This window comes from Nonomuraea gerenzanensis (assembly GCF_020215645.1).
Lineage (GTDB): Bacteria > Actinomycetota > Actinomycetes > Streptosporangiales > Streptosporangiaceae > Nonomuraea > Nonomuraea gerenzanensis.
Genome location: NZ_CP084058.1, coordinates 11946676 through 11968497, shown reverse-complemented (window position 1 = coordinate 11968497; position 21822 = coordinate 11946676). Strand labels below are relative to the sequence as shown.

General features: G+C 70.0%; 29 protein-coding genes and 1 tRNA gene. 14 read left to right on the top strand and 16 right to left on the bottom strand.

What is annotated here, in order from left to right; translation table 11 throughout:
* The first annotated feature begins 74 nt into the window (after positions 1 to 74).
* Positions 75 to 1430: a replicative DNA helicase gene (gene dnaB, locus LCN96_RS55895; RefSeq protein WP_225270485.1), complete on the top strand. Its 1356-nt coding sequence runs from the start codon at positions 75 to 77 to the stop codon at positions 1428 to 1430.
* 90 nt (positions 1431 to 1520) lie between these two features.
* On the top strand, positions 1521 to 1970 hold the full coding sequence (locus LCN96_RS55890) for a universal stress protein (protein WP_225270484.1): 450 nt from the start codon (positions 1521 to 1523) through the stop codon (positions 1968 to 1970).
* On the opposite strand, the gene soxR is transcribed toward LCN96_RS55890, so the two are convergent.
* Entirely contained in the window at positions 1957 to 2454 is a 498-nt protein-coding gene (soxR, locus tag LCN96_RS55885) for a redox-sensitive transcriptional activator SoxR (RefSeq protein ID WP_225270483.1), read from the bottom strand. The genes LCN96_RS55890 and soxR overlap by 14 nt on opposite strands.
* Before the next feature lie 58 nt (positions 2455 to 2512).
* On the opposite strand from soxR, the gene LCN96_RS55880 reads away from it, so the two are divergent.
* Positions 2513 to 3427, top strand: coding sequence for an SMP-30/gluconolactonase/LRE family protein (locus LCN96_RS55880; protein ID WP_225270482.1), 915 nt, complete (start codon positions 2513 to 2515; stop codon positions 3425 to 3427).
* A 35-nt stretch (positions 3428 to 3462) separates the two neighbouring features.
* On the opposite strand, the gene LCN96_RS55875 is transcribed toward LCN96_RS55880, so the two are convergent.
* Positions 3463 to 4191: an ABC transporter permease gene (locus LCN96_RS55875; protein ID WP_225270481.1), complete on the bottom strand. Its 729-nt coding sequence runs from the start codon at positions 4189 to 4191 to the stop codon at positions 3463 to 3465.
* Positions 4188 to 5093, bottom strand: coding sequence for an ABC transporter ATP-binding protein (locus LCN96_RS55870; RefSeq protein WP_225270480.1), 906 nt, complete (start codon positions 5091 to 5093; stop codon positions 4188 to 4190). The genes LCN96_RS55875 and LCN96_RS55870 overlap by 4 nt, the downstream gene beginning before the upstream one ends.
* Positions 5094 to 5202: 109 nt before the next feature.
* Between LCN96_RS55870 and LCN96_RS55865 the strand changes: the two genes are divergently transcribed.
* The 3 genes from LCN96_RS55865 (at position 5203) to dnaN (ending at position 8501) form a co-directional block, all read left to right on the top strand.
* A complete protein-coding gene (locus tag LCN96_RS55865; RefSeq protein WP_225270479.1) occupies positions 5203 to 6630 on the top strand; it encodes a sensor histidine kinase in 1428 nt (475 codons plus the stop codon).
* Positions 6630 to 7280: a response regulator transcription factor gene (locus LCN96_RS55860; RefSeq protein WP_225270478.1), complete on the top strand. Its 651-nt coding sequence runs from the start codon at positions 6630 to 6632 to the stop codon at positions 7278 to 7280. Before LCN96_RS55865 ends, LCN96_RS55860 begins: the two co-directional genes overlap by 1 nt.
* 123 nt (positions 7281 to 7403) lie before the next feature.
* Positions 7404 to 8501, top strand: coding sequence for a DNA polymerase III subunit beta (gene dnaN / locus LCN96_RS55855; protein ID WP_225270477.1), 1098 nt, complete (start codon positions 7404 to 7406; stop codon positions 8499 to 8501).
* A gap of 3 nt (positions 8502 to 8504) precedes the next feature.
* Here the strand turns inward: dnaN and LCN96_RS55850 are convergent, their stop codons facing one another.
* A complete protein-coding gene (locus LCN96_RS55850) occupies positions 8505 to 8954 on the bottom strand; it encodes a MarR family winged helix-turn-helix transcriptional regulator (protein ID WP_225270476.1) in 450 nt (149 codons plus the stop codon).
* A 62-nt stretch (positions 8955 to 9016) separates the two neighbouring features.
* On the opposite strand from LCN96_RS55850, the gene LCN96_RS55845 reads away from it, so the two are divergent.
* Both LCN96_RS55845 and LCN96_RS55840 read left to right on the top strand, forming a co-directional pair.
* Positions 9017 to 9304, top strand: a complete 288-nt coding sequence (locus tag LCN96_RS55845) for an antibiotic biosynthesis monooxygenase (protein ID WP_225270475.1) — start codon at positions 9017 to 9019, stop codon at positions 9302 to 9304.
* Positions 9301 to 10146, top strand: coding sequence for an SDR family oxidoreductase (locus tag LCN96_RS55840; RefSeq protein WP_225270474.1), 846 nt, complete (start codon positions 9301 to 9303; stop codon positions 10144 to 10146). The genes LCN96_RS55845 and LCN96_RS55840 overlap by 4 nt, the downstream gene beginning before the upstream one ends.
* Here LCN96_RS55840 and LCN96_RS55835 read toward each other — a convergent pair.
* The 5 genes from LCN96_RS55835 to upp all read right to left on the bottom strand — a co-directional run bounded on the left by LCN96_RS55835 (position 10133) and on the right by upp (position 14109).
* A complete protein-coding gene (locus LCN96_RS55835; RefSeq protein WP_225270473.1) occupies positions 10133 to 10807 on the bottom strand; it encodes a FadR/GntR family transcriptional regulator in 675 nt (224 codons plus the stop codon). The two genes, LCN96_RS55840 and LCN96_RS55835, sit on opposite strands and share 14 nt — an antisense overlap.
* Positions 10808 to 10907: 100 nt before the next feature.
* Positions 10908 to 12251: a helix-turn-helix domain-containing protein gene (locus tag LCN96_RS55830; RefSeq protein WP_225270472.1), complete on the bottom strand. Its 1344-nt coding sequence runs from the start codon at positions 12249 to 12251 to the stop codon at positions 10908 to 10910.
* A 96-nt stretch (positions 12252 to 12347) separates the two neighbouring features.
* Positions 12348 to 12881: a PH domain-containing protein gene (locus LCN96_RS55825; protein ID WP_225270471.1), complete on the bottom strand. Its 534-nt coding sequence runs from the start codon at positions 12879 to 12881 to the stop codon at positions 12348 to 12350.
* A 252-nt stretch (positions 12882 to 13133) separates the two neighbouring features.
* The gene (locus LCN96_RS55820; RefSeq protein WP_225270470.1) at positions 13134 to 13358 is read right to left on the bottom strand and encodes a hypothetical protein; all 225 of its coding nucleotides are present in this window, start codon (positions 13356 to 13358) and stop codon (positions 13134 to 13136) included.
* Positions 13359 to 13470: 112 nt separating this feature from the next.
* The gene (gene upp, locus LCN96_RS55815; protein ID WP_225270469.1) at positions 13471 to 14109 is read right to left on the bottom strand and encodes a uracil phosphoribosyltransferase; all 639 of its coding nucleotides are present in this window, start codon (positions 14107 to 14109) and stop codon (positions 13471 to 13473) included.
* A gap of 193 nt (positions 14110 to 14302) precedes the next feature.
* On the opposite strand from upp, the gene LCN96_RS55810 reads away from it, so the two are divergent.
* The 4 genes from LCN96_RS55810 (at position 14303) to LCN96_RS55795 (ending at position 15884) form a co-directional block, all read left to right on the top strand.
* Positions 14303 to 14818, top strand: a complete 516-nt coding sequence (locus LCN96_RS55810; protein ID WP_397351844.1) for a tRNA adenosine deaminase-associated protein — start codon at positions 14303 to 14305, stop codon at positions 14816 to 14818.
* 18 nt (positions 14819 to 14836) lie between these two features.
* A complete protein-coding gene (locus LCN96_RS55805; protein ID WP_225270467.1) occupies positions 14837 to 15313 on the top strand; it encodes a tRNA adenosine deaminase-associated protein in 477 nt (158 codons plus the stop codon).
* Positions 15314 to 15346: 33 nt separating this feature from the next.
* A complete protein-coding gene (locus LCN96_RS55800; protein WP_225276274.1) occupies positions 15347 to 15784 on the top strand; it encodes a nucleoside deaminase in 438 nt (145 codons plus the stop codon).
* 10 nt (positions 15785 to 15794) lie between these two features.
* Positions 15795 to 15884 (top strand) — tRNA-Ser (locus tag LCN96_RS55795).
* Positions 15885 to 16048: 164 nt separating this feature from the next.
* Here the strand turns inward: LCN96_RS55795 and LCN96_RS55790 are convergent.
* From LCN96_RS55790 to ypfJ (LCN96_RS55780), 3 genes are all read right to left on the bottom strand, one after another.
* Positions 16049 to 16345 (bottom strand): type II toxin-antitoxin system VapB family antitoxin, encoded by a 297-nt coding sequence (locus LCN96_RS55790; protein ID WP_043615040.1) that lies wholly within the window; start codon positions 16343 to 16345, stop codon positions 16049 to 16051.
* Between the two features lie 10 nt (positions 16346 to 16355).
* Entirely contained in the window at positions 16356 to 17243 is an 888-nt protein-coding gene (gene ypfJ, locus LCN96_RS55785; protein WP_225270466.1) for a KPN_02809 family neutral zinc metallopeptidase, read from the bottom strand.
* A gap of 86 nt (positions 17244 to 17329) precedes the next feature.
* Positions 17330 to 18289, bottom strand: a complete 960-nt coding sequence (gene ypfJ / locus LCN96_RS55780; protein WP_225270465.1) for a KPN_02809 family neutral zinc metallopeptidase — start codon at positions 18287 to 18289, stop codon at positions 17330 to 17332.
* A 117-nt stretch (positions 18290 to 18406) separates the two neighbouring features.
* On the opposite strand from ypfJ (LCN96_RS55780), the gene LCN96_RS55775 reads away from it, so the two are divergent.
* Positions 18407 to 19033 (top strand): LysE family translocator, encoded by a 627-nt coding sequence (locus LCN96_RS55775; protein WP_225270464.1) that lies wholly within the window; start codon positions 18407 to 18409, stop codon positions 19031 to 19033.
* Here LCN96_RS55775 and LCN96_RS55770 read toward each other — a convergent pair.
* The 4 genes from LCN96_RS55770 to LCN96_RS55755 all read right to left on the bottom strand — a co-directional run bounded on the left by LCN96_RS55770 (position 19030) and on the right by LCN96_RS55755 (position 21361).
* The gene (locus LCN96_RS55770; RefSeq protein ID WP_225270463.1) at positions 19030 to 19398 is read right to left on the bottom strand and encodes a hypothetical protein; all 369 of its coding nucleotides are present in this window, start codon (positions 19396 to 19398) and stop codon (positions 19030 to 19032) included. The two genes, LCN96_RS55775 and LCN96_RS55770, sit on opposite strands and share 4 nt — an antisense overlap.
* A gap of 90 nt (positions 19399 to 19488) precedes the next feature.
* Positions 19489 to 20133 (bottom strand): hypothetical protein, encoded by a 645-nt coding sequence (locus LCN96_RS55765; protein ID WP_225270462.1) that lies wholly within the window; start codon positions 20131 to 20133, stop codon positions 19489 to 19491.
* A 25-nt stretch (positions 20134 to 20158) separates the two neighbouring features.
* Positions 20159 to 21109: a DUF418 domain-containing protein gene (locus tag LCN96_RS55760; RefSeq protein ID WP_225270461.1), complete on the bottom strand. Its 951-nt coding sequence runs from the start codon at positions 21107 to 21109 to the stop codon at positions 20159 to 20161.
* Positions 21110 to 21184: 75 nt separating this feature from the next.
* On the bottom strand, positions 21185 to 21361 hold the full coding sequence (locus tag LCN96_RS55755; protein WP_225270460.1) for a hypothetical protein: 177 nt from the start codon (positions 21359 to 21361) through the stop codon (positions 21185 to 21187).
* A 159-nt stretch (positions 21362 to 21520) separates the two neighbouring features.
* Here LCN96_RS55755 and LCN96_RS55750 point away from each other — a divergent pair, with 159 nt between their 5' ends.
* A complete protein-coding gene (locus tag LCN96_RS55750; protein ID WP_225270459.1) occupies positions 21521 to 21775 on the top strand; it encodes a hypothetical protein in 255 nt (84 codons plus the stop codon).
* Positions 21776 to 21822: the final 47 nt, after the last annotated feature.

Below are 21822 nucleotides of genomic sequence, written 5' to 3'. Positions count from 1 at the left end.
CCGGGAAACTGTCACACCGGTCGACTACAAGTGGGGGTGGTGCGACCGCCTGCAAGATGTTCGAGGGGGCGCGGGTGAGCATTGAGGAAGAGGCCGGCGGAGGCCCGGGTTTCGAGCGCACACCTCCCAGCAACATCGAGGCGGAGCAGTCGGTCCTCGGCGGCATGCTGCTGTCCAAGGACGCCATCGCCGACGTCGTGGAGATCCTGCGCTCCGACGACTTCTACCGCCCGGCCCACCAGATGGTCTACGACGTCATCACCGACCTGTACGGCCGGGGCGAGCCCGCCGACGCGGTCACGGTCTTCGACGAGCTGCAGAAGCGCGGCGAGATGGCCAGAGTGGGCGGCGCCGCCTACCTCCACACGCTGACGGCCGTCGTCCCCACCGCGGCCAACGCCGGCTACTACGCCAAGATCGTCCGAGAGCAGGCCATCCTGCGCCGCCTCATCGAGGCCGGCACCCGCATCGTCTCCTTCGGCTACGGCGGCCAGAACGAAGAGGTCGACGACCTCGTCGACCGCGCCCAGGCCGAGATCTACCAGGTCACCGAGCGCCGCACCTCCGAAGACTACGCGCCGCTGGCCGACATCATGCCGGGCGCCCTCGACGAGCTGGAGGCGATCGGCAGCCGCGGCGGCCAGATGGTCGGCGTCCCCACCGGCTTCGCCGACCTCGACCAGCTCACCAACGGCCTGCACCCGGGCCAGATGATCGTCGTGGCGGCACGCCCCGCCATCGGCAAGTCGACCTTGGGGCTGGATTTCGCCCGATCTGCGGCGATCAAGCATGGAATGACCACGGTCATCTTCTCCCTGGAGATGTCCCGCAACGAGATCACCATGCGCCTGCTGTCCGCCGAGGCCCGCGTGGCGCTGCACCACATGCGCTCCGGCATGATGGGCGACGACGACTGGACCCGCCTGGCCCGCCGGATGAGCGAGGTAGCCGAGGCGCCGCTGTTCATCGACGACTCGCCCAACATGTCGATGATGGAGATCAGGGCCAAGTGCCGGCGGCTCAAGCAGCGCAACGACCTGCGGTTCGTGGTCATCGACTACCTCCAGCTGATGAGCTCGCCGAAGAAGACCGAGAGCCGCCAGAACGAGGTCTCGGAGATCTCCCGTGCCATCAAGCTGCTGGCCAAGGAGCTGGAGGTGCCGGTCATCGCGATCTCGCAGCTCAACCGTGGCCCCGAGCAGCGCACCGACAAGCGCCCCCAGGTCAGCGACCTTCGCGAGTCCGGCTCGATCGAGCAGGACGCCGACATGGTCATCCTCCTGCACCGCGAGGACGCCTACGAGCCCGAGTCGCCCAGGGCGGGCGAGGCCGACCTGATCGTGGCCAAGCACCGTAACGGCCCCACCGCGACCGTGACGGTGGCCTTCCAGGGTCACTACAGCCGGTTCGTCGACATGGCCCAGCACTGAGCCGCGTGTGAGCAACCAGACAGCCGGCCGAGGAATGGCAGTGATCGCCGCAGTGCTCTAACGGGTGACTGAAGCGAAGGGAAGAACGCCATGACCATCCTCGTCGCCTACGACGGCTCGGCCGACGCGCGGGCCGCGATCGAGTTCGCCGCCAAGCACCTCTCGGCGGAGCCCACGGTGATCGTCACGGTGTGGGAGCCACTGTTGGTGCAGCTCAAGAAGTATCCGCTGGCGGCGGGCGCGATCGACCCGGGCACGGAGGACGAGGCGAAGGCGCAGGCGGAGCAGCACGCCAGGGAGGGCGCCGAGCTGGCGGTCGCGGCGGGGCTGAGCGACGTGAGCTACCGGGCGGTGGCCGACAACGAGTCGATCTGGAAGACGATCGTGGACGTGGCCGACGAGCTCGACGCCTCGGTGATCGTCACGGGCTCGCGCGGCCTGGCGGGGGTGCGGTCGGTGCTGCTGGGCAGCGTCTCCAACCACGTGCTGCACCACGCCCACCGGCCGACCCTGATCGTCCCTCCCGCTAGGAAGGCGTAGGGACACAGCAGGCGGTCTGCGGGGGGCAGAGCCGGGTGTCGATGCGGCGCGCGCCCGGCCCCTCGTCGCCGAGCCGGTCGTAGGGGTTGGCGACCGGGCACCGGTCCAGTGACAGGCAGCCGCAGCCGATGCACTCGGTGAGGTCGTCGCGCAGCCGCTGGAGCTGCTCGATGCGGTCGTCGAGCTCGCCGCGCCAGGCGGCCGACAGCCGGGCCCAGTCGTCGCGCGTGGGGGTGCGCTCGTCGGGCAGCTCCGCCAGCGCGTCCTTGATGACCTTCAGCGGGATGCCGATGCGCTGCGCGAGCCGGATGAAGGCGACCCTGCGCAGGCTGTCGCGGGAGTAGCGGCGCTGGTTGCCCGCGGTGCGCCGGCTGCTGATGAGACCCTTGGCCTCGTAGAAGTGCAGGGCGGAGACCGCCACGCCGCTGCGCTCGGCGAGCTGGCCCACGGTCAGCTCCTTGGTGTTCCAGGCGACCTTCGTCATACCTCGAGATTACTTGAGCCCTGCGTCCGCCGGGCGCCGCGTCCGTAGGGTGTGCGGTATGACGGACACGATCCCCACAGAGTTCGAGGTGCTGGACGAGCGGTTCGCCGCGATCGGCGGCGACGACCAGGTCGAGATCCTGCACACCGGCACCCGGTGGGCGGAGGGCCCGGTGTACTTCCCGGCCGGCCGCTTCCTGGCCTGGAGCGACATCCCCAACGAGCGGATGTTGCGCTGGGACGAGATGACCGGCGCGGTGGGCCCGTTCAGGCAGCCGTCCGGCTACACCAACGGCAACACGCTCGACCGCGAGGGCCGGCTGATCTCCTGCGAGCAGGGCAACCGCCGGGTCACCCGCACCGAGCACGACGGCTCGATCACGGTGATCGCGGACCGGTGGCAGGGCAGGCGCCTCAACAGCCCCAACGACGTGGTGGTGCGCTCCGACGGCTCCATCTGGTTCACCGACCCGCCGTACGGGATCCTCAGCAACTACGAGGGCGTGGCCGCCGAGCAGGAGATCGACGGCTGCCACGTCTACCGGGCCGACCCGGTGACGGGCGAGGTGCGGATCGTGGCCGACGACTTCACCCGGCCCAACGGCCTGGCCTTCTCCCTGGACGAGCGGCGGCTGTACGTCGCCGACACCAGGGAGCGGCACCTGCGGGTCTTCGAGGTGGGCGACGACGGCACGCTGGGCGGCGGCAAGCTCTTCGCCGAGGGCGGGGATCGGGACAGCTACGACGGCATGCGGCTCGACGACACGGGCCGGGTGTGGGTCGCGGCCGGCAAGGCGGTGCTCTGCTACGACCCCGACGGCACGCTGATCGGCCGGCTGAAGCTGCCGGAGTCCGTGGCCAACCTGGTGTTCGGCGGGCTCAAGCGCAACCGCCTGTTCGTCACGGCCTCCTCCTCGCTGTACTCGCTGATGACCAACGTCACAGGCGCGCGCCCGGTGTGGGCCGGGCGCTGACGCCTCCCTCCGCGCCCCCGCGGCGGTGGGCTCATCTACTCCCATCGAAACCATCGGACGGCCAGCCCGCCGAAGACGGCCAGCCCCGCGGCCACCACGACCAGGTGCAGGAGCTGCGGGGGCTGCCCCGCCCAGGTGTCCTTGAGCGCCTGGGCGAAGGGCCCGGCCACGGAGAAGTCGCTGACGACGCGCAGCGCGTCCGGCATGACCTCGCGCGGCACCCACACCCCGCCCAGGAACATCAGCGGGAACATCACCATCGACCCGATCCCGGGAGCCGACTTGGCGCTCGGCGCCAGCGCGGCGATCACCAGCCCGATGGCCAGCAGCGCCGCGGTGCCGAGCAGGAAGACCAGGACGAACCACGCCCACTGCCGCGGCGGCGCGGCGCCGAACGCCAGCCAGCCGGCGACGATCAGGACGATCGTGGACACGGTTCCGACCCCGAGGTTGATCACGAGCTGCGCGCCCAGCACCCGCGCGGGGTGCACGGGCGTGGTGGACATCCGCCGCAGCACCCCTTGCTGCCGGTACGTGGCCAGCACCGCGGGCAGCACGCTGCACGAGAGCGTCAGCAGGGAGAGCAGCGCCATCGTGCTCGGCATGTGCGTGTCGACGATCCGCTGGCCGCCCTCCTGCGGCTGGGTGAAGTCCGGGATGCTGAACCCCAGCACGAGCAGCAGCCCCACCGGCAGCCCGATCGTGAACAGCAGGGTCGGCCAGTCCCGCAGGTGCAGCTTGGTCTCCAGCACGAGCAGCTTCATGACAGCTTCCTTCCGGTGAGCGCGAGGAACGCGTCGTCGAGCGTGGCCTGCTCGATGCGCAGGTCTCCGGGGACGACCTGGTGGTGGGCCAGGGCGAGGGTCACGGCAGGGGCCAGGTTCCCCGAGCCGCTCACCACGACGGTGTCGCCGTTCCTGGTCACCTCCCGCACCTCGGGCAGGGTCAGCAGCACGGTGTCGTCGAACGGCGCCGACGGCCGGAAGCGCACCCGCTGCTCGCCGCCCGCCTGCTCGATGAACCCGGCGGGCGTGTCGGTGGCGACGACCTTGCCCGCGTCGATGAGCGCGACCCTGTCGCAGAGCCGCTCGGCCTCCTCCATGAAGTGGGTGACGAGCACGATCGTCACGCCGGTCTCGCGTAGCTGCTCGACCAGCTCCCAGGTGTCACGGCGGGCCTGGGGGTCGAGGCCGGTGGTCAGCTCGTCGAGGACGGCCACGCGCGGCCGGCCCACCAGGGCCAGCGCGACCGACAGCCGCTGGCGCTGCCCGCCGGACAGGTCCTTGAACAGCGTGTCCCGCTTGGCGGACAGGCCCACCCGCTCCAGCAGCTCGGGCCAGCCTGTGGGGTCGGGGTAGAAGGAGGCGTACAGGTCCATGGCCTCCCAGACCTTGATCTTGTCCGGCAGGGCGGAGCTCTGCAGCTGCATGCCGAGCACGCGGCGCAGCTCCTCCCGGTCGTCGCGGGGGTCCAGCCCGGCCACGCGGACGAGGCCGCCGTCCCGCTCGCGCAGGCCCGCCACGCACTCGACCGTGGTGGTCTTGCCCGCCCCGTTGGGGCCGAGGATGCCGAAGATCTCGCTCTCGGCGACCTCGAAGGAGACATCCTCGACCGCCAGGTGCTTCGGGTACTGCTTGCGCAGGTTCCTGACCTCGATGATTTTCATGGCCATGACGCTAGGAGCGCGTCCGCCGCGCGGTAATCCGGCTGGCTGCCCCGCAAGGGTGTAGCTAGGTGCAGTGCCCTGGTGCGGCCGGTTGACGCACACTGGGGACATGCTGCGAAGGTACGGTCACGTCGCGACGCTGCTCGCGCTCGCCATCGTGCAGATCCCCATGATCGCCCTGACGGGCCTCATGCTGCTCCTGTCCTTCGCCCTGGGCATGGTCTTCCTGTTCCCGCCGCAGGCGATGCTGGTCAGGAGGCTGGCCGCGCTCAACCGCCGGCTGGTACGTGACGGGGCAGGCGTCGAGATCGACTCCCCGTACCTGCCGCCGCCCCCGCCCCCGGTTCCGCAGCCCGACGGGATGTACCGCTCGGACCGCACGCTCTACAAGACCCCGCGGGTGCCGGCCTGGAACAACCGGTGGAAGTGGCTGGTCAGCGACCCGGCGACGTGGCGGGATCACATCTGGCTGCTGGTCGACCCGCTGGTGAAGGTGGCGCTGGCGCCGCTGCTCGTGCTGCTCCCGGGGCGCGGCCTGCGCGCGTACGGGCTGTGGAGCAAGAAGCTGCTGGACCCCACCGCCGCCAGCCGCCTGGCCGGCCAGGTCAGCCACCTCAGGCGCACCAGGAACCTGGCCGCCGACTCCCAGGCGGCCGAGATGCGCAGGATCGAGCGCGACCTGCACGACGGCACGCAGGCCAGGCTCGTGGCGATCGGCATGACGCTGGGCGCCGTCGAGGAGCTGGTCGAGAGCGACCCGAAGGCGGCCAAGGCGCTGCTGGCCAAGGCGCGGGACGCCTCCTCCGAGACGCTCACGGAGCTGCGCCGGGTCATCCGCGGCATCCACCCGCCGGTGCTGGCCGAGCGCGGCCTGGCCGACGCCGTGCGCGCGCTGGCCATGGACAGCCCGCTCGACGTCACCGTGGAGGTCAACCTGCCGAACCGGCCGGAGGCCCCGGTGGAGGCCGCCGTGTACTTCGCGGTCAGCGAGCTGCTGTCGAACGCCGCCCGGCACGGCGACGCCCGTACCGCGACGGTGGACATCAGCGCCAACGGGGCGAGCCTGCGCGTCACGGTGACCGACGACGGCCTGGGCGGCGCCGACCCGGACAAGGGCAGCGGCCTGATCGGCATCGAGCGGCGGCTGGCCGCCTTCGACGGCGTGCTGGCCCTGAACAGCCCGCCCGGCGGCCCCACGATCGTGAGCATGGAGCTGCCCAAGGTGCTGCCCGTGCCGTGGGCTCAGGACTTCAGCAAGATGCCGCGCTGGAAGTCGGTCCTGATCATCGTCCTGTGGGCCACGGCCTGGTGCCCGACGTTCCCCCAGGGGGTGGTGGCGGCCATCTTCAAGATCTTCGGGGTGGAGGAGAAGACCTGGTTCCTCGCGCTGCACCTGCCCCTGCCCTGGCAGTGGCCGGTGATCCTGGGCATGATCTCGCTGGGTGTCATCATGCATGTCATGGCCATCCGCATCCCGGCCACGCACAACCGGGAGAAGTTCATGGCGGAAGCGACCCCGACGAAACCCTGGTGCTGATGAACCGCGTACTGATCGCCGAAGACCTCTACCTCCTCAGGGACGGCCTGGTGCACCTGCTGCAGGCCCACGGCTTCACGGTGGTGGCGGCCGTGGAGAGTGGCCCCGAGCTGCTGAAGGGCCTGCTGGAGCTGCGTCCCGACGTGTCTATCGTGGACGTGCGGCTGCCGCCCACGCTCACCGACGAGGGCCTGCAGGCCTCGCTGGCGGCCAGGAAGCAGATCCCGGGGCTGCCCGTGCTGGTGCTGTCACAGCACGTCGAGCAGCTCTACGCGCGCGAGCTGCTGGCCGACGGCTCGGGCGGGATCGGCTACCTGCTCAAGGACCGGGTCTTCAACGCCGAGCAGTTCGTGGACGCCGTGCGCAGGGTCGCCGCGGGCGGCACCGCCATGGACCCCGAGGTGATCGCCAAGCTGCTGGCCAGGAACGCCAGGAACGAGCCGCTGGCCGCGCTCACGCCGCGCGAGCGCGAGGTGCTGGAGGCGATGGCCGAGGGACGCTCGAACGCGGCCATCTCGCAGCGGCTCTATCTCAGTGAGAGCTCCGTGGCCAAGCACACGGCCTCCATCTTCGCCAAGCTCGGGCTCGCGCCGTCGGACGACGACAACCGGCGCGTGCTGGCCGTGCTCGCCTATCTCGACAGCCGCTGACCGCTCTCGACAACCGCTGACCGCTCTCCACAGCCGCTGACGCGCGCCCGCCGAACCGCGCAGAGTTGTCGGTCGCAGCGGCTATTTTCATAGTGGCACGGCGCGACGAAGAGGTGGTTTCAGGTGAAAATCCGGGTTAACCGCGATGTTCTTGCAGAAGCAGTGGCATGGGCTGCCCGAGTTCTGCCCAGCCGCCCCGTGGTGCCCGTCCTGTCCGGATTGTTGCTGGAGGCGGGCGAGGACCTCACGCTGTCCGCGTTCGACTACGACGTCTCGGCGCGGGCCGCGATCGACGCCGACGTCGCCGAGGAGGGGCGGGTGCTGATCCCCGGGCGGCTGCTGGCCGAGATCAGCCGCAGCCTGCCCGCCGACGACGTCGAGCTCGTCACGGAGGGCCCGGAGGCAGTGCTGACCTGCGGGAGCGCCGAGTTCGGGCTGATCACGATGCCGGTCGAGGACTTCCCGAGCATGCCGGCCATGCCCGAGAGCATCGGCGCCATCGGCGGCGGCGTGTTCGCCTCCGCGGTCGCCCAGGTGGCGCCGGCCGCCAGCCGCGACGACACGCTGCCGATGCTCACCGGCATCCGGGTCGACATCGAGGGCGAGTCGGTGGCGATGGCGGCCACCGACCGCTACCGCATCGCCGCCCGCGACTTCGGCTGGCGTCCGGCCCGCCCCGACGTCGCCGTCTCGGCCATGGTCCCGGCCCGGGTGCTGGTCGAGGTGGCCAAGTCGCTGCGCGGCGGCGAGGTCTCGATCGCGATGGGCGACGGGGTGGCCGGGTTCGAGAGCGTCGGGCGCAGCACCACCGTGCGGCTGCTCGACGAGCAGTTCATCGACTACCGCGCCAGGCTGACCTCCGACTGGTCGATCAGGGCCGACGTGGCGGTGGCCCCGTTCGTCGGGGCGATCAAGCGGGTGGCCCTGGTGGCCGAGCGCAACACCGCGATCAGGCTGTCGTTCAGCCAGGGGCAGGTGCTGATCCAGGCGGGCGGCGGCGACATCGGGCGCGGCGCCGAGGTCGTCCCGTGCGAGCTGCGCGGTGAGGACATCCAGATCGCCTTCCAGTCGCAGTTCCTGCTCGACGGGCTGACGGGCATCGAGAGCGACCTGGCCCGCATCAACATGGAGTCGCCCACCAGGCCGGCGCTCATCCAGGACGTGCCGGGCGACGCCGAGCCGGCCTTCCGCTACCTGGTCATGTCGCTGCGCCAGACCTGAGGCTCACGAGCCCGCCTGGCGCTTGACGACCAGCCTGAACACCCGCTTGAACTCCGCGTACGCCGCCTCGCCGACGGCCTTGGCGTGCTCCGCCTCCATCTCGGCCAGCACGGCGTCCGACCTGGCCATGTGGTCGAGCCCCTTGTCGGTGGGCACGATCAGCTTGGCCCGCCGGTCGGCCGGATCGGGCTGCCGCCGCACGTACCCGAGCGCCACCAGCTCGTCCACCAGCGTGCCGATCACCTGCTTGTGCTGGCCCGACTGGGCGGCCAGATCCGTGGCCCTGCTGCCCTCCTCGTCCAGGTAGGCCATCACCGCGCCGTGCCTGGGCCGCAGCTCGGGATGCCCCTGCTCGCTCAGCTTCGCGAACAGCTCGCGTTGCAGGCTGAAGAGCGTCCGGCTGGACAGGACGCCTAGATCCGGATCCTCCTGCTTGCGCTGGCTCCTGCGCATCACACACTCCTCAATTAGTCACTAATCTTGACCGTCACTAATCTTGAATATATCGTCGAGGCATGACGACGACGGTGGAACTCACCCGGTTCCGGGTGTCTCCCGATCGCGCCGGCGACCTGCTCGCCGCCCGATCGGAAATGATCGCCGATTTCCAGGCGGACCGGGCCGGATTCCTGGGCGCCAGGCTGGTTCGCGTGTCCGCTGATGAATGGCTGGACATCGTGGAGTGGCGATCGGGCGCCGACTTCGCCGCCTCGCGGGCGAAGGGGGCCAACCGGCCCGGCATCCGGGCCTTCTTCGAGCTGATCGACGAGCTTGTCTCCACAGAGGAGGGGACCCTGTCATGACCATCCTGATCACCGGTGCGACCGGCACCGTCTCACGCGCCGTGCTGCGCTCCCTGGCGGGCACCGAGGACGTGCGGGTGCTGGTGCGCGACCCGGCCAAGGCGCCGGCGGGCGTGCAGGTCGCGGTCGGCGACCTCGACGAGCCCGGCACACTGGGCGAGGCGTTCCGCGGGGTGCGCACGTTGTGGCTGCTGACCGCCATGGGGCCGCAGGCGCCGCACCGCAGCATGAACGCCGTCTGGGCGGCACGGCAGGCGGGCGTGGAGCACGTGGTGCGCATGTCGGCCATCGGCGCCGCGCACGACGCGCCGACGCGCAACGGCCGCCTGCACGCGCTGTCGGACGTGGAGCTGACGGCCTCCGGCCTCGGCTGGACCATCCTGCGCCCGGCCTTCTTCATGCAGAACCTTCTCGGCTCGGTCGACGGCGACACCCTGTACGGCGCGCTGGGCGAGGGCAGGATCGGCATGGTCGACGTGCGCGACATCGGCGACTTCGCGGCCGAGGTCCTGCGCGCGCCGGGACGGCACCGGGGCGCCACCTACACTCTCACGGGCCCGGCCAGCATCTCGCTGGGAACGGTCGCCGAGGAGCTGTCACAGCTGTACGGCACGCCCATCACCTACCGGCCGGTGCCGGTGGAGGCAGGCGTGCGCTCGATGCTGGAGGCGGGGCTGCCCGAGTGGGACGCCAAGGTCACGGGGGAGTACCTGACGGCGTACTCGCGGGGCTGGGGCGACTTCACGACCCAGGACTTCGAGAAGGTGGTGGGCCGCCCGGCCACGCCGTTCGCCCGCTTCGCCCGCGACCACGCCGAGCAGCTGCGGCCTACGACTCGGTGAGCGCGATGAGGATGTGCTCCATGCAGGCGTGCCCGGCCCGCTCGGCCGCCGCGGCGTCACCGGCGGCGATGGCCCGCGCGATCGCGTCGTGAGGGATGTAGCTCTTGTTCAGCGACGTCCCCGCAGCGGTGATGCTGGCCCGCAGCGCCGCCGAGAAGTCCTCGTACAGGTCGATGAGCACGAGGTTGTGGGTGGCGTGCGCGACGGCCATGTGGAAGGCCAGGTCGGCCTCCACGAAGAAGTCGGGGTCGTCGAGCTCCCAGGCCCGCTCGCGCTCGGCCAGCGCGGCCTCGATGCGCCTGATGTCCTCCTCGGTGCGCCGGGTGGCGGCCAGGCGCGCCGACTCCACCTCCAGCGCACGGCGGACTTCGAGGATCTCGAGCTGCTCGGCCTGGCGCAGCCGCCGGAGCATGGCTCCGGACAGCTCGCTGGTCGCGCGGACGTAAGTGCCGTCCCCCTGACGGCACTCGAGCAGCCCGGCGTGCGTGAGCGCGCGTACGGCCTCACGAACGGTGTTGCGACCCACCCCGAGCTGCTCGGCGAGCACGGTCTCGGTCGGGATCTTGCCGTTCATCGGCCACGACCCTGATGTGATCTGCTCCTTGAGCTGATCGATCACCTGGTCGACGAGCGAAGCCCGCTGCGCCGTACGCAGACTCACAGTCCGCCTCCTCCGGGGAAACCAGTCATCCTATGAGTCAATGACTGGTAGACCCTAATTATTCCAGACTCAAAACGCCAAATCTGGAGCTCCCGGAGGATCAGTGGGACACTGTGGCGTCTGCCGTCACCCCTGCCATGGCGGAGCGCACTCCGGCCGCTTCGAGGGCTTTACGATATGCCGCCGTCTGCTGTGCTCTGGCCGACGCCCTGCCGTACAGATCGCCCAGCTCACGCCAGCAACGCGCGGCCTGGCGGTCGGAGCCGAACACCGGGCGGTCGAGCGTGACGAGCAGCTCGCGCGCGTGACGCAGGTGCGCGGAGGCGTCGCCGCCGCCGTCGAGCGCGATGGTGGCCAGCACCAGGTGCGCCTCGGCGGGGGTGGTGCCCGAGCGGTCGGGCGAGAGCCCCAGCGCCGCGGTGGCCAGCTCGCCCGCGCCGACCGGGTCGCCGGCCCGCAGCTTCACCCGCGCGTGCACGATGAGGCTCTCGCCGTGCTCGCGCAGGGTGCCGGGGAACACCGCGAACGCCCTGACCGCGCTCGCGATGAGCCGCTCCGCCTCCTCGATGGGTGCGGTGGGGATCCGGGACCAGTGCATGGCCGTCCTGGCGAGCTGCAGCGCGAGCCGGCCCTGGCGGCCCGCCCCGATCGCGTCGTCGGCCAGGCGCACGGCCAGCGCCGAGTCCTCGCCCGCCGCCGCGGCGGCACTGGCGTGCCACAGGGCCTGGATCTCGCCGGAACGGTCCACAACTTCAGGAACGCCGGACAGGTCCAGCACCCGCCTGACGTAGGCCAGCTCGGGGGAGTCGCTCTCGCTCTCGCTGCGCGCCTCGATCAGCGCGGCGGCCAGGTCGGTGGCGAGCTCGCCCCGCGTGATGGACAGCCGCTCGGCCTGCTGCAGCGCGGCGGCGGCCAGGTCGTGGGCCCGCAGGCGGTCGCCCGCCCGCTGGTAGCAGCGGCTCAGCGCGATCGTGAGCGGCAGGTCGGCCAGCCGCTCCGGATGCGCCGCCGCCTCTCTCCTGAGGCGCTCGAACGCCTCCACGGCCTGCCCCAGCCTGCCCTGGGCCTCCAGCGCACGCGCCCTGCCGAACCGCGCCTGCGCGGTCAGCATGGCGTTCTCCTCGTCGGCGGCCTTCACGATCTCCGTGAAGCGGTCGGCGGCGATGGAGGCGTCTCCGTGCTGCAATTCGAGCTCGGCGTGACGCAGGCCCAGCTCGGTGTCGATGCGCTGCCGAGGCTCGATCCCGTGAAGGAGGAACTCGGTCGTGCACCCCAGCCGCTCGGCCAGGAGCCGCGCCACCACAGGAGTCGGCGTGCGCTTACCCGACTCAATGAGCGAGACATAACTGTCAGACAGGTCGGGTCCGGCCAGCTGGGCCTGAGACATCCGCCTGTTCAGCCGCAATCCTCGGACGCGGTCACCGATGGTTCCCTGACTCGGCATCTCATCTCTCAAGGCGGGGAAGGGTCAACAACACGCAATGATTGCATGAAGTGGCCGAATCTGGTATCCCCGCGTGAAGAATTTGCCACGCCGAGATTAATCGTCGCTGTCGTCCTTGCTGGGAAAAAGCATCTGACAGACCTCGAGGTAGAGGGTTTCCGGATACGGAATGTACTCGACCGTTGACAGAGCCTGATCCTGGCCCGCCGACTCGAGGATGAACTCACCGTAACCGAGCATGCGCCCCAGGAGAGATCTCTGGAAGCTCATGTCGGTGACCTTGCCCAGGGGCATCATCGCGACCTTGCGTGTGATGAGCCCGGTGGTGAGCAGCATTCGCTTGGAAGTCACCACAAAGTAATCGACCGACCACTCCGCGACTTTCCATACGAAACGGATCAGCAGCAGCAGCCAGAGCCACCAGACGACGACGAGGGCCGTGCCGCCCGCCTCGCCGCCGCCGAAGAACCTGCTGAGCAACGCGGCGATGATGAGGCCGCCGAGCACCTCGGCGACCGGGCGCAGCAGGATGGCAGGATGCCGCCGCACCATGATGACCTGTTGTTCGTGGGGGAGGAGGTAGCGGTTGACCGACGATGGAGCTGAGTCCCCGTGGGTCACAAGTCTCATGAGAGGCTGTTCACAAATTGAGCCAGCGAGTCGGCTGCGTTGAACACCGTGTCGAACGCTCCTCTCACCGCGTCCGCGGCGTCAGCTGGTCGCGCGAACAGGTAGTACGCAACAAATGCGATACCACCGTATGTGAGGACCTTTTTGACCTGCACCGTCGCCTCCGTGCCACTTACCCACTCCACCCGCCAACTACATTACCCACCCGAGTGCCCGGGTAAAGATGACTTGGCGGGTTAGTTTCGATCTTGCTTAGCCACGCTCGCTGGCCACCAGAGCCAGGACGTGAAGGTGCTTGCGCGCGATGCGCTCGACCAGGCTCGGGTGGGCATAGCCGGTGACCTCCAGCGCGCCGTAGTGCGCCGCCTCCACGCAGCGCGTTACGGTGGTCGCGGAGTGGATGCCGGCGAACTCGTCGCACAGCACCGTCTCCACGTCCGCGTACGGAGTCGGATCCGTGTCGGTGTGATCGGTCATCGTGCTCCCCCACGCGCATGCGGAAGTTGCCTTCCTGGCTCTTCGTACCCACCCAACCACAGTATGTAACGAAGTGATGACCCCGCGTGACGGGAAACCAGGACTCCGGAGGTCAGACCACGCCGTAGAGCCGATCGCCGGCGTCGCCGAGGCCCGGCACGATGTAGCCGTTCTCGTTGAGCCGCTCGTCGAGCGCCGCGGTGACGACCCTGATCGGCTTGCCGGAGTTGGCGAACACCTTGTCCATGTACGCCAGGCCCTCGGGCGCGGCCAGCAGGCACAGGGCCGTGACGTCGACGGCGCCCCGGTCGAACAGGAACTGCACGGCCGCCGCCAGCGTGCCGCCGGTGGCCAGCATCGGGTCGACCACGTAGCACTGCCGGCCGGACAGGTCGTCGGGCAGGCGGGTGGCGTAGGTCTCGGCCTGCAGCGTGGACTCGTTGCGGATCATGCCGAGGAAGCCGACCTCGGCCGTGGGCAGCAGCCTGGTCATGCCGTCGAGCATGCCGAGCCCGGCCCGCAGGATGGGCACGACCAGCGGGTACGGCTTGGCCAGGCGAACGCCCGCGGCGGGCGAGACCGGGGTCTCGACGGTGACCTCGGTGACCCGCACGTCGCGCGTGGCCTCGTACGCGAGCAGCGTCACCAGCTCGTCCGCGAGCCTGCGGAAGGTCGGCGAGTCGGTGCGGACATCGCGCAGCGTGGTGAGCTTGTGCGCCACGAGCGGATGATCGACGACGAGGGTCTCCATGGGTCACCACGCTATCTCCTGGCACACCCTGCTGAGGACCCCCTCACCTGCGCACTTGGAACGTTACACAGGGTTGCGGGCGCATCACATCTTTGGTTTTGATCACAATTTGGTCCGAGAGGCACACGGCTGGTGGTCAGGTCTGGAACGATTGGGTGCTGGTGATATCTGTCGTGTCAGAGGTCGGGTGGGGATGGCGATGACAGACGAGGACGCTCTTGACTTCGCCATCGTGGTCTATCGCGAGGACGACTGCTGGCAGGCCGAGCTCCTGCCTGCCACGTTGACGTCCGATCTGGAGGGGCTGCTTCACGCGATGAAGCAGCAGCCCAGCGAGAGCGGCACGATCGGCCTGGTCGCCGTCGGCGACGAGTTCTTCGTGGCGCTGCGGGTCCTGGGTGACCGGGTGGACGTGTTCCTTTCCGACATCGCCGCCTCGTGGGACTTCCCGCTGGCGGCGCAGGTGCTCGAGTACCTCGACGTCCCCGTGCCGGACGAGGAGGAGCTCGACGAGATCCTCCAGGACGAGGAGACCGTGCTCCCCGCCGGGGATCTGTCGATCTTCGCCGATCTCGGGTTGGACGAGATGGAGCTGGGCATCCTCTCCGGCGACATCGATCTGCTGCCCGAAGATGTGCTGTCCAGCATCGCCGCGCGGCTCGGCTTCTCCGAGCCGTTCGAGCGTGCCATCGAATCGGTCTTCGGCTGACCCCCCAGGAGCGCGGACATGGCGTCCAACACCTTTTCTGCGGCCTTCGTCAGAACCTCCGACGGCTGGAGCGGGGCCGAGGTCGATCTCGGGGGCGCCGAGATCGTCGACGACCTCGGTGACGCGGTCATGGAGGCGCTGAGCCTCACCGGCGACGAGCTGGCGCTGCTGTGCGTCGAGGTCGAGGACGAGTGGTTCGCCCTCGCCCGCTACCGGGGCGAGGACGAGCCGCGGGTGTTCCTCTCCGACGTGCACGCCATCGTCTCCGACAGCCTGGGCGAGCTGTTCGCCGAGTTCGCCGGCGTGGCGCCCGACAAGGACGGCAACGGCCTCGGCGTGCGCCCGGCGGGCGACTTCGAGCTGCTCAGCGATCTGGGTGTGAGCTCGGAGGAGCTGCTGGAGCTGAGCATGGAGGAGGGTATGCTGCCCGCCGACATCCTGTCGGTGATCGCCGAGCGGCTGTCGTTCGCCGACGAGCTTGACCGGCTGCGGTGACGGCGCACCCTCGTCGTGACTTCTGAGGAGGCCATGCGCCTGGCTCTGGCGCAGGCCGACGCGGCCGCCGCCCGGGGGGAGATCCCCGTGGGGGCGGTCGTGCTGGACCCGCTCGGCGAGGTGCTGTCCGCCGCGGGCAACGACCGCGAGTCCGCCGCCGACCCGACGGCGCACGCCGAGGTCCTCGCGTTGCGCGGCGCCGCCGCGGCGCGCGGCGAGTGGCGGCTGAGCGGCTGCACGCTCGTGGTGACGCTGGAGCCCTGCACGATGTGCGCGGGCGCCGCCGTGCTCGCCAGGGTGGAGCGCATCGTGTACGGGGCCACGGACGACAAGGGCGGGGCCGTGGGCTCGCTCTGGGACGTCGTACGCGATCGCCGGCTCAACCACCGGCCCGAGGTCGTCATGGGTGTGATGGCCGAGGAGTGCGGTGCGGTCCTCAAGCGGTTCTTCACACCTCGCAGAATCCGGTAAGCTCATCCGCGGTGGTGTCGCCTAGTGGCCGAGGGCGCACGCCTCGAAAGCGTGTGATGGGGCAACTCATCCGTGGGTTCAAATCCCACCACCACCGCCACATGAAGGGGCTTCCGACCAGCGGGTCGGGAGCCCCTTCCGCATGTACGGGGCCGTGCGCGCCGGGCGAAAACGGTAACCGTATTCCGGCTGAATGATGTTGAAAACGCCTCAGCCGGCCCGACGAAAAAGGGAGCCGCGACCGGCGGCTCCCTTTTTTCTTTCTCAGTTGGGCAGTTCGAGGACCCTGGCGTGCAGGATCGATCGTTGGTGCAGCGCCGCGCGCAACGCGCGGTGCAGGCCGTCCTCCAGATACAGCTCGCCCTGCCACTGCACCACGTGCGGGAAAAGGTCGCCGTAGAACGTGGAGTCGGCGGCGAGCAGCGAGTGCAGGTCCAGCATGGCCTTCGTGGTGATCAGGGAGTCGAGCCGGACCTGCCGGGGAGGGATCTGGGCCCACTCGCGGTTCGTCAGACCGTGGTCGGGATAAGGGCGTCCGTCGCCGACTAGCTTGAAGATCACCCCCCTGATTTTAGGAGAGAATCCGATTCCTCGCGCTATCCGCCCGTGTCAGGGCAAGCCGGTTGAGATCACAGTCGGCGGGCGCGCCCTTTTCGTAACCGCGCTGGAAGGCGTTGACGCGTTGCGCGGAGCTGCCGTGGCTGAACGATTCAGGATCGATTCTGCCGGTGGTGCGTTGCTGGATTCTGTCGTCGCCCACCGCCGCGGCGGCGTCGATCGCCTCGGAGATCTCCGCCTCGGTGAAGGGGCGCTCGTAGAAGCCGGTGTCGATCGCGTTGCGGGCCCAGACGCCGGCGTAGCAGTCCGCCTGCAGCTCGATGGGGACCGAGCTGCCCGAGTCGAGGACGCCGAGGAGGTTCTGGACGTGGTGGCCGTACTCGTGGGCGATCACGTACGCCTGGGCGAAGGGGCCGCCCTTGGCGCCGAACTGGCTGTGGAGCTGGTCGAAGAAGCTCAGGTCGAGGTAGACGCGCTGGTCGCCGGGGCAGTAGAAGGGGCCCACGGCGGAGCTGGCCGAGCCGCAGCCGGTGGTCAGCCGGCCGGTGTAGAGGACGGTCTTCGCCAGCCGGTATTCCGAGATCTCCTGCTTCCAGTAGTCCTGGATGCTGTTCACCACGCCGACGACCTGGCACTTCTCCGTCTGGTCGGCGTCCTTGCCCGTCTGGCACTGCTCCGACAGGTTGGCCGGAGGTTGTCGCTGCGCGGGCTCGCCACCCCCGCCGACGTTGTTCAGCACGAACACCAGCACCAGCACGATCAGGCTGACGATGCCGCCCCCGCCGATGACCATGCCCCCGGGGAACCCGGAGAAGCCGCCACCTCCTCCTCCTCCTCCGCCGCTGCCGCCGCGGTCCTCCACCTGCGAGGGGTCCAGGTCGACCTGGTCACGGAAATCCATCGTGACGTCCTTCCCGCCGTTGCGCCTGGCGGGACAACTGCCCCGAAGACCGCCCGCCTATCGGGGCGGCCTGGAGCCTGGGTTGCCTAGATGGCGCCGGAGAAGGTGTCGCACTGCTCGGGGTCGCCGCTCTGGTAGCCGGTGCTGAACCACCTCTCCCGCTGCTGCGAGGTGCCGTGCGTGAAGGCGTCGGGGGTGACCCGGCCCTGCGTGCGCCGCTGGATGCTGTCGTCGCCGACCGCCGCCGCCGCGCTGAGCGCCTGGTCGATGTCGCTCTGGGAGAACGGCTCCTGGTAGAAGCCGGTCTTGACCGCGTTCTGCGCCCAGACCCCGGCGTAGCAGTCGGCCTGGAGCTCCAGGCGGACGGACGGGCTGTCGGCGCCGGGGCGGTTGCCGCGGCCGACCCTGTTCATGGTGCCGAGGAGGTTCTGGACGTGGTGGCCGTACTCGTGGGCGATCACGTACGCCTGCGCGAACGGCCCGCCCTCGGCCCCGAAGTCGCGCTGCAGCGTGTCGAAGAACGTCAGGTCCAGGTAGACCTTGCGGTCGGCAGGGCAGTAGAACGGCCCCACCGCGGAGTCGGCCGCGCCGCAGCCCGTCTGCACCGCCTGCGAGAACAGCACGGTCTTGGCGGGCGTGTACTGCTTGCGCCCGCGCTCCTGGAACGCCTGGCGCCAGTAGGACTGGATGCTGTTCACCGTGCCGACGACCCGGCAGTCCTCCGACTGGTCGGCGTCGGCGCCCGTCTTGCAGCGCTCGGCCAGGTTGCCGCTGGGGGAGGTCGCGGGCGGGGCCTCGGGCTGCTGCCCGCCCTGCTGCCCGCCCTCGTCACCGGTGAAGGGCGAGGGCACGATCCCGAACAGGAACATCGCCCCCACCGCCAGGACGAGCAGCAGGCAGCCGCCGCCCCGGCCGCCGATGGGCAGCATGCAGCCGCCCGGCATCCCGCCGAACCCGCCGCCGCGACCGCCGCCGGGCCGCGGGCCCGAGGCGCGGACGTCCTCGACCTGCGACGGATCGAGTGGCTTGTCATCGTCGAACTGCATCGCGTGCTCCCTCCGACGCAGTTCTCCCCAGTAGCAGATCGATTACGCACAGCGACGACAAAGGTAATGATATTTCGGGCTTAGCCCGATAATGTGGGCACCATGACGGCGGGTTTGATGGGGATTGCACTGATTTCGCTGGGCATGGTGCTCACGCCCGGCCCCAACATGATCTATCTGGTCTCCCGCTCGCTCACCCAGGGCCGCCGATCAGGGCTGATCTCGCTCGGGGGCGTCTTCCTGGGCTTCGCCGCCTACCTGACCGCCACGTGCCTGGGGCTGACGGCCGTGTTCGCGTACGTGCCGGCCGCCTACACCGCGCTCAAGCTGGCCGGCGCCGCGTACCTGCTCTGGCTGGCCTGGAACGCCGTCAAGCCGGGCGGCGCGTCCGCCTTCGAGCCGCGCGAGCTGCCGGTGGAGCGGGCGGGCAGGCTCTTCTCGATGGGCCTGCTGACCTGCCTGCTGAACCCCAAGATCGCCATCCTCTACCTGTCGCTGCTCCCGCAGTTCATCGACCCGTCGATGGGACACGTGCTGCTGCAGAGCCTCGCGCTCGGCTCGGTGCAGGTGTTCGTCGGCACGCTGGTCAACGGATTGATCGTGGTCTCGGCGGGCTCGCTGGCCGCGTTCCTGGCCCGCAGTCCCGGGTGGCTGCGCGTCCAGCGCTACCTCACCGGCACGATCCTCGGCGCCTTCGCCGTCAGCATGGCGACCGATCGCTCCAAGGCCCTGGTCAGCGCCTAACGATCGAACCAGGTGGCGGACGGCGCCCTGCACAGCTGCGCGAACACGAGCCCGGCGAGCAGCACGCCGAGCACGTTCCCGAAGCTGACGGCGCCGGTGAGCTGCCACAGCCCCAGCAGGACGAGCAGCAGCTCCACCACGATCCCTGTCACGCGCACCCACCCGCGCCTGGACGGGATCCGCAGCGCCAGGAACCCGATCAGCAGGATCGTGGCCAGCGGCACCGACAGCGCGATCAGCAGCGCCGCACCCACGGCACCCGGGGGCGCGCTGCCCAGCAGCACGAACAGCAGCAACACCCCGACCAGCCCCATGACCGCCTGAACCCACATGCCCAACCGGGCGACGGACACGGACGCGGGCATCGCTTCGGCTCCATAAGGCCCGGACATGGCGAGCCTCCCTCTCCATGGGGCGGCGATGGACGCGGCCGAGCCTAGGACCGGCTCACATGGTCATGTACGGGAAAGACCGAAGTATGCCGACATCGAGAGGTAAGTGAGCTCGGTGCCCGCGGGCAGGCCGAAGACCCGGCGGGCCTCCTCGACGACCGCCTCATGCAGCTCGCCGCCGTCGGACTGCGCCACCACCGCCCGCGGCGCCCCCTCGGGCGAGAACATCTCGCGGATCGACGGCAGGTTCCTGTCGCCGTCCAGCGGCTCCCGCACCTCCCGTACGGCGTAGCGGCCCCCGGCCCGTTCGACGGTCAGGAGCAGCGGGCCGCCGAACCCGCTGCCGGCGACGAGCGTGTCCCCCGAACGGGCCAGCTCCATGCAGGAGGCCACGATCCCGAGCAGGAGGTGCGGATCCTTTCTGCGCACCTCGACGAACTCCTCCCGGCAGAACGTCCGCGGCCCCAGCTCCGGCCGTTCGGTGCGCAGGAGGTCGCGTCCGTTCCGGTCAGGATCCGTCTCCAGGAAGCGGTCGGCGGCCTCCAGCAGCGCCGCCCGCTGCGCCGGATCGACCTCCAGCACCTCCTCCACGGCCGTGCCCACCACCTCGGACCCGAACAGCGGCCAGTGGGGCAGCGCGACGGCCGCGACGGCCAGCACCAGCGCGCCGCCCACCCAGACGGCCCGCCACCGCGCCGAAGTCGCCATGAGCGGCATCATGCCACCGGCCTTCTCAGGACGGCACCCTCCGGCGCAGCACCGGCCGCCTGGCCCAGGTGGCCCATCGCCACAGCCACTCGACCGGGCCCTGCCTGAAGCAGCGCAGCCAGAGCGTGCAGAACAGCCACTGGATCACCAGGATGGCTCCGGCCGTCAGGTACGCCGCCTGCAGGGACTGCCCGATCGGCACCCCGAGGAGCCGGCCGGCCATCAGGACGAGCACGGTGGCGGTCAGGTACTGGGTGAGCGCCATCCGGCCCAGGGGCGCGAACACGGCTTGCATGGCGGGTCGCAACGGCGTTCTGAGCAGGACGAGGACGGCACACACGTACACACCGGCGAGCAGCAGATCGGCCAGGCCGCTCGCGAAGGAGTGCCCGGGCGCCACGGCCCCGGCCGCGGCCACCCCCGCCGCCAGGCCCAGGCCCAGCACCAGCGGCACCCGCGTGGACCTCTCGAGGCGTTCGACCACCCCGTAGCGCACTAGCGCAGAGCCCAGCAGAAACAGCCCGGCGATCATCAGCGGACCACCGCCCCCGCCGGCGCCCGACGCCGCCGCGACGAGCACCGGAGCCAGACCTGCCACGGCCCAACGCGGCAGCCAGGTCGAGGGCAGCAGCACCAGCAGCGCCACGACCGCGTACACGGTGAGGATCTCCCCCCGCCACAGCAGCCCGTGCCCGAGCCCGATCACCAGCAACGCGAGCAGCCGGCGCAGCAACGGCAGTCGCGGGCGGGGGACACGGTTCGCGGCGGAGTCAAGCAGCAGCGCGAAGCCGACGCCGAAGAGCAGGGAGAAGATCGGGAGCCCGAGCCAGGGATCCCACTCGCCCATGGGCGGCGCCGTGACGGCGCGGTCGCCGTTGGCGATGAGCTGGATGTTGGCGAGGAGGATCTCGCACAGCGTGAAGCCGCGCAGCACGTCGAGCGCGATGATCCGAGGTGCGGGGTCTTCGTGTGGCATGACGCCACATCATGCGGAGGCCACCGCGTCACGGCACCGGCCGAAGGCAGGGGTCCTGGGTGTCCGGGGCGGTACTTACGGCTGAGGGTGGTCCGAGATCTCGCCGGAGCCCCCGGGGAGCCCGATGTCGCCGGCGACGGAGGCGGCGGAGGCGGCGGAGGCGGCGGAGGCGGTCGCCGCGCCGAGGCCGAGCGCGATGAGACCGGCGGCGAGCACGATGGCGATCTTCTTGAGCAGTCCGGTGCGGATCATGGGACCTCCCGTGCGATTTCGGTGATGAAGGGGGCGATGGTAGTGCAGACGGAGATGGCGTGGGAAGCCGTGCACGCCGAGCTCGAACGACACAGTGGAGCGCGGAGGCGGTGCGCGGAATTCGTTCGCCTGGTGCGCCAGGCCCCTCAAACTTGCTCTGTGACCAGAGACCAGCCCGGGCGCATCAGACCCGGCGACATCTACGAAGACTGCTCCTTCCACCCCGTGCTCTGCACCTTCAACGACGGTGATCAGATCGGGGGGATCTCCTTGATCGACGCTTCCATGCCGCGCGCCTGCTCCGTCGGCTCCTGCGGGGTGATCAGGCTGTCGATCGAGGACGTCGTCGCCGCGCGTACCGACTGGCCCGCCTACCTCGCTCGGCGCAAGGCCGAGTTCGATCAGGAAGCCTGACGAAGCCCGCATGCCTGCGACATCATCGGGAACCGGACAGACCCTGC

Excerpts from the sequence above, each read along its gene's own strand:
- LCN96_RS55890 (WP_225270484.1), top strand. The coding sequence starts at position 1,521 with ATGACCATCCTCGTCGCCTACGACGGCTCGGCCGACGCGCGGGCCGCG.
- soxR (WP_225270483.1), bottom strand. The coding sequence starts at position 2,454 with ATGACGAAGGTCGCCTGGAACACCAAGGAGCTGACCGTGGGCCAGCTC.
- LCN96_RS55880 (WP_225270482.1), top strand. The coding sequence starts at position 2,513 with ATGACGGACACGATCCCCACAGAGTTCGAGGTGCTGGACGAGCGGTTC.
- LCN96_RS55875 (WP_225270481.1), bottom strand. The coding sequence starts at position 4,191 with ATGAAGCTGCTCGTGCTGGAGACCAAGCTGCACCTGCGGGACTGGCCG.
- LCN96_RS55870 (WP_225270480.1), bottom strand. The coding sequence starts at position 5,093 with ATGAAAATCATCGAGGTCAGGAACCTGCGCAAGCAGTACCCGAAGCAC.
- LCN96_RS55865 (WP_225270479.1), top strand. The coding sequence starts at position 5,203 with ATGCTGCGAAGGTACGGTCACGTCGCGACGCTGCTCGCGCTCGCCATC.
- LCN96_RS55860 (WP_225270478.1), top strand. The coding sequence starts at position 6,630 with ATGAACCGCGTACTGATCGCCGAAGACCTCTACCTCCTCAGGGACGGC.
- LCN96_RS55850 (WP_225270476.1), bottom strand. The coding sequence starts at position 8,954 with ATGCGCAGGAGCCAGCGCAAGCAGGAGGATCCGGATCTAGGCGTCCTG.
- LCN96_RS55845 (WP_225270475.1), top strand. The coding sequence starts at position 9,017 with ATGACGACGACGGTGGAACTCACCCGGTTCCGGGTGTCTCCCGATCGC.
- LCN96_RS55840 (WP_225270474.1), top strand. The coding sequence starts at position 9,301 with ATGACCATCCTGATCACCGGTGCGACCGGCACCGTCTCACGCGCCGTG.
- LCN96_RS55830 (WP_225270472.1), bottom strand. The coding sequence starts at position 12,251 with ATGCCGAGTCAGGGAACCATCGGTGACCGCGTCCGAGGATTGCGGCTG.
- LCN96_RS55825 (WP_225270471.1), bottom strand. The coding sequence starts at position 12,881 with ATGAGACTTGTGACCCACGGGGACTCAGCTCCATCGTCGGTCAACCGC.
- LCN96_RS55820 (WP_225270470.1), bottom strand. The coding sequence starts at position 13,358 with ATGACCGATCACACCGACACGGATCCGACTCCGTACGCGGACGTGGAG.
- upp (WP_225270469.1), bottom strand. The coding sequence starts at position 14,109 with ATGGAGACCCTCGTCGTCGATCATCCGCTCGTGGCGCACAAGCTCACC.
- LCN96_RS55810 (WP_397351844.1), top strand. The coding sequence starts at position 14,303 with ATGGCGATGACAGACGAGGACGCTCTTGACTTCGCCATCGTGGTCTAT.
- LCN96_RS55805 (WP_225270467.1), top strand. The coding sequence starts at position 14,837 with ATGGCGTCCAACACCTTTTCTGCGGCCTTCGTCAGAACCTCCGACGGC.
- LCN96_RS55800 (WP_225276274.1), top strand. The coding sequence starts at position 15,347 with ATGCGCCTGGCTCTGGCGCAGGCCGACGCGGCCGCCGCCCGGGGGGAG.
- ypfJ (WP_225270466.1), bottom strand. The coding sequence starts at position 17,243 with ATGGATTTCCGTGACCAGGTCGACCTGGACCCCTCGCAGGTGGAGGAC.
- ypfJ (WP_225270465.1), bottom strand. The coding sequence starts at position 18,289 with ATGCAGTTCGACGATGACAAGCCACTCGATCCGTCGCAGGTCGAGGAC.
- LCN96_RS55775 (WP_225270464.1), top strand. The coding sequence starts at position 18,407 with ATGGGGATTGCACTGATTTCGCTGGGCATGGTGCTCACGCCCGGCCCC.
- LCN96_RS55770 (WP_225270463.1), bottom strand. The coding sequence starts at position 19,398 with ATGCCCGCGTCCGTGTCCGTCGCCCGGTTGGGCATGTGGGTTCAGGCG.
- LCN96_RS55765 (WP_225270462.1), bottom strand. The coding sequence starts at position 20,133 with ATGGCGACTTCGGCGCGGTGGCGGGCCGTCTGGGTGGGCGGCGCGCTG.
- LCN96_RS55760 (WP_225270461.1), bottom strand. The coding sequence starts at position 21,109 with ATGCCACACGAAGACCCCGCACCTCGGATCATCGCGCTCGACGTGCTG.
- LCN96_RS55755 (WP_225270460.1), bottom strand. The coding sequence starts at position 21,361 with ATGATCCGCACCGGACTGCTCAAGAAGATCGCCATCGTGCTCGCCGCC.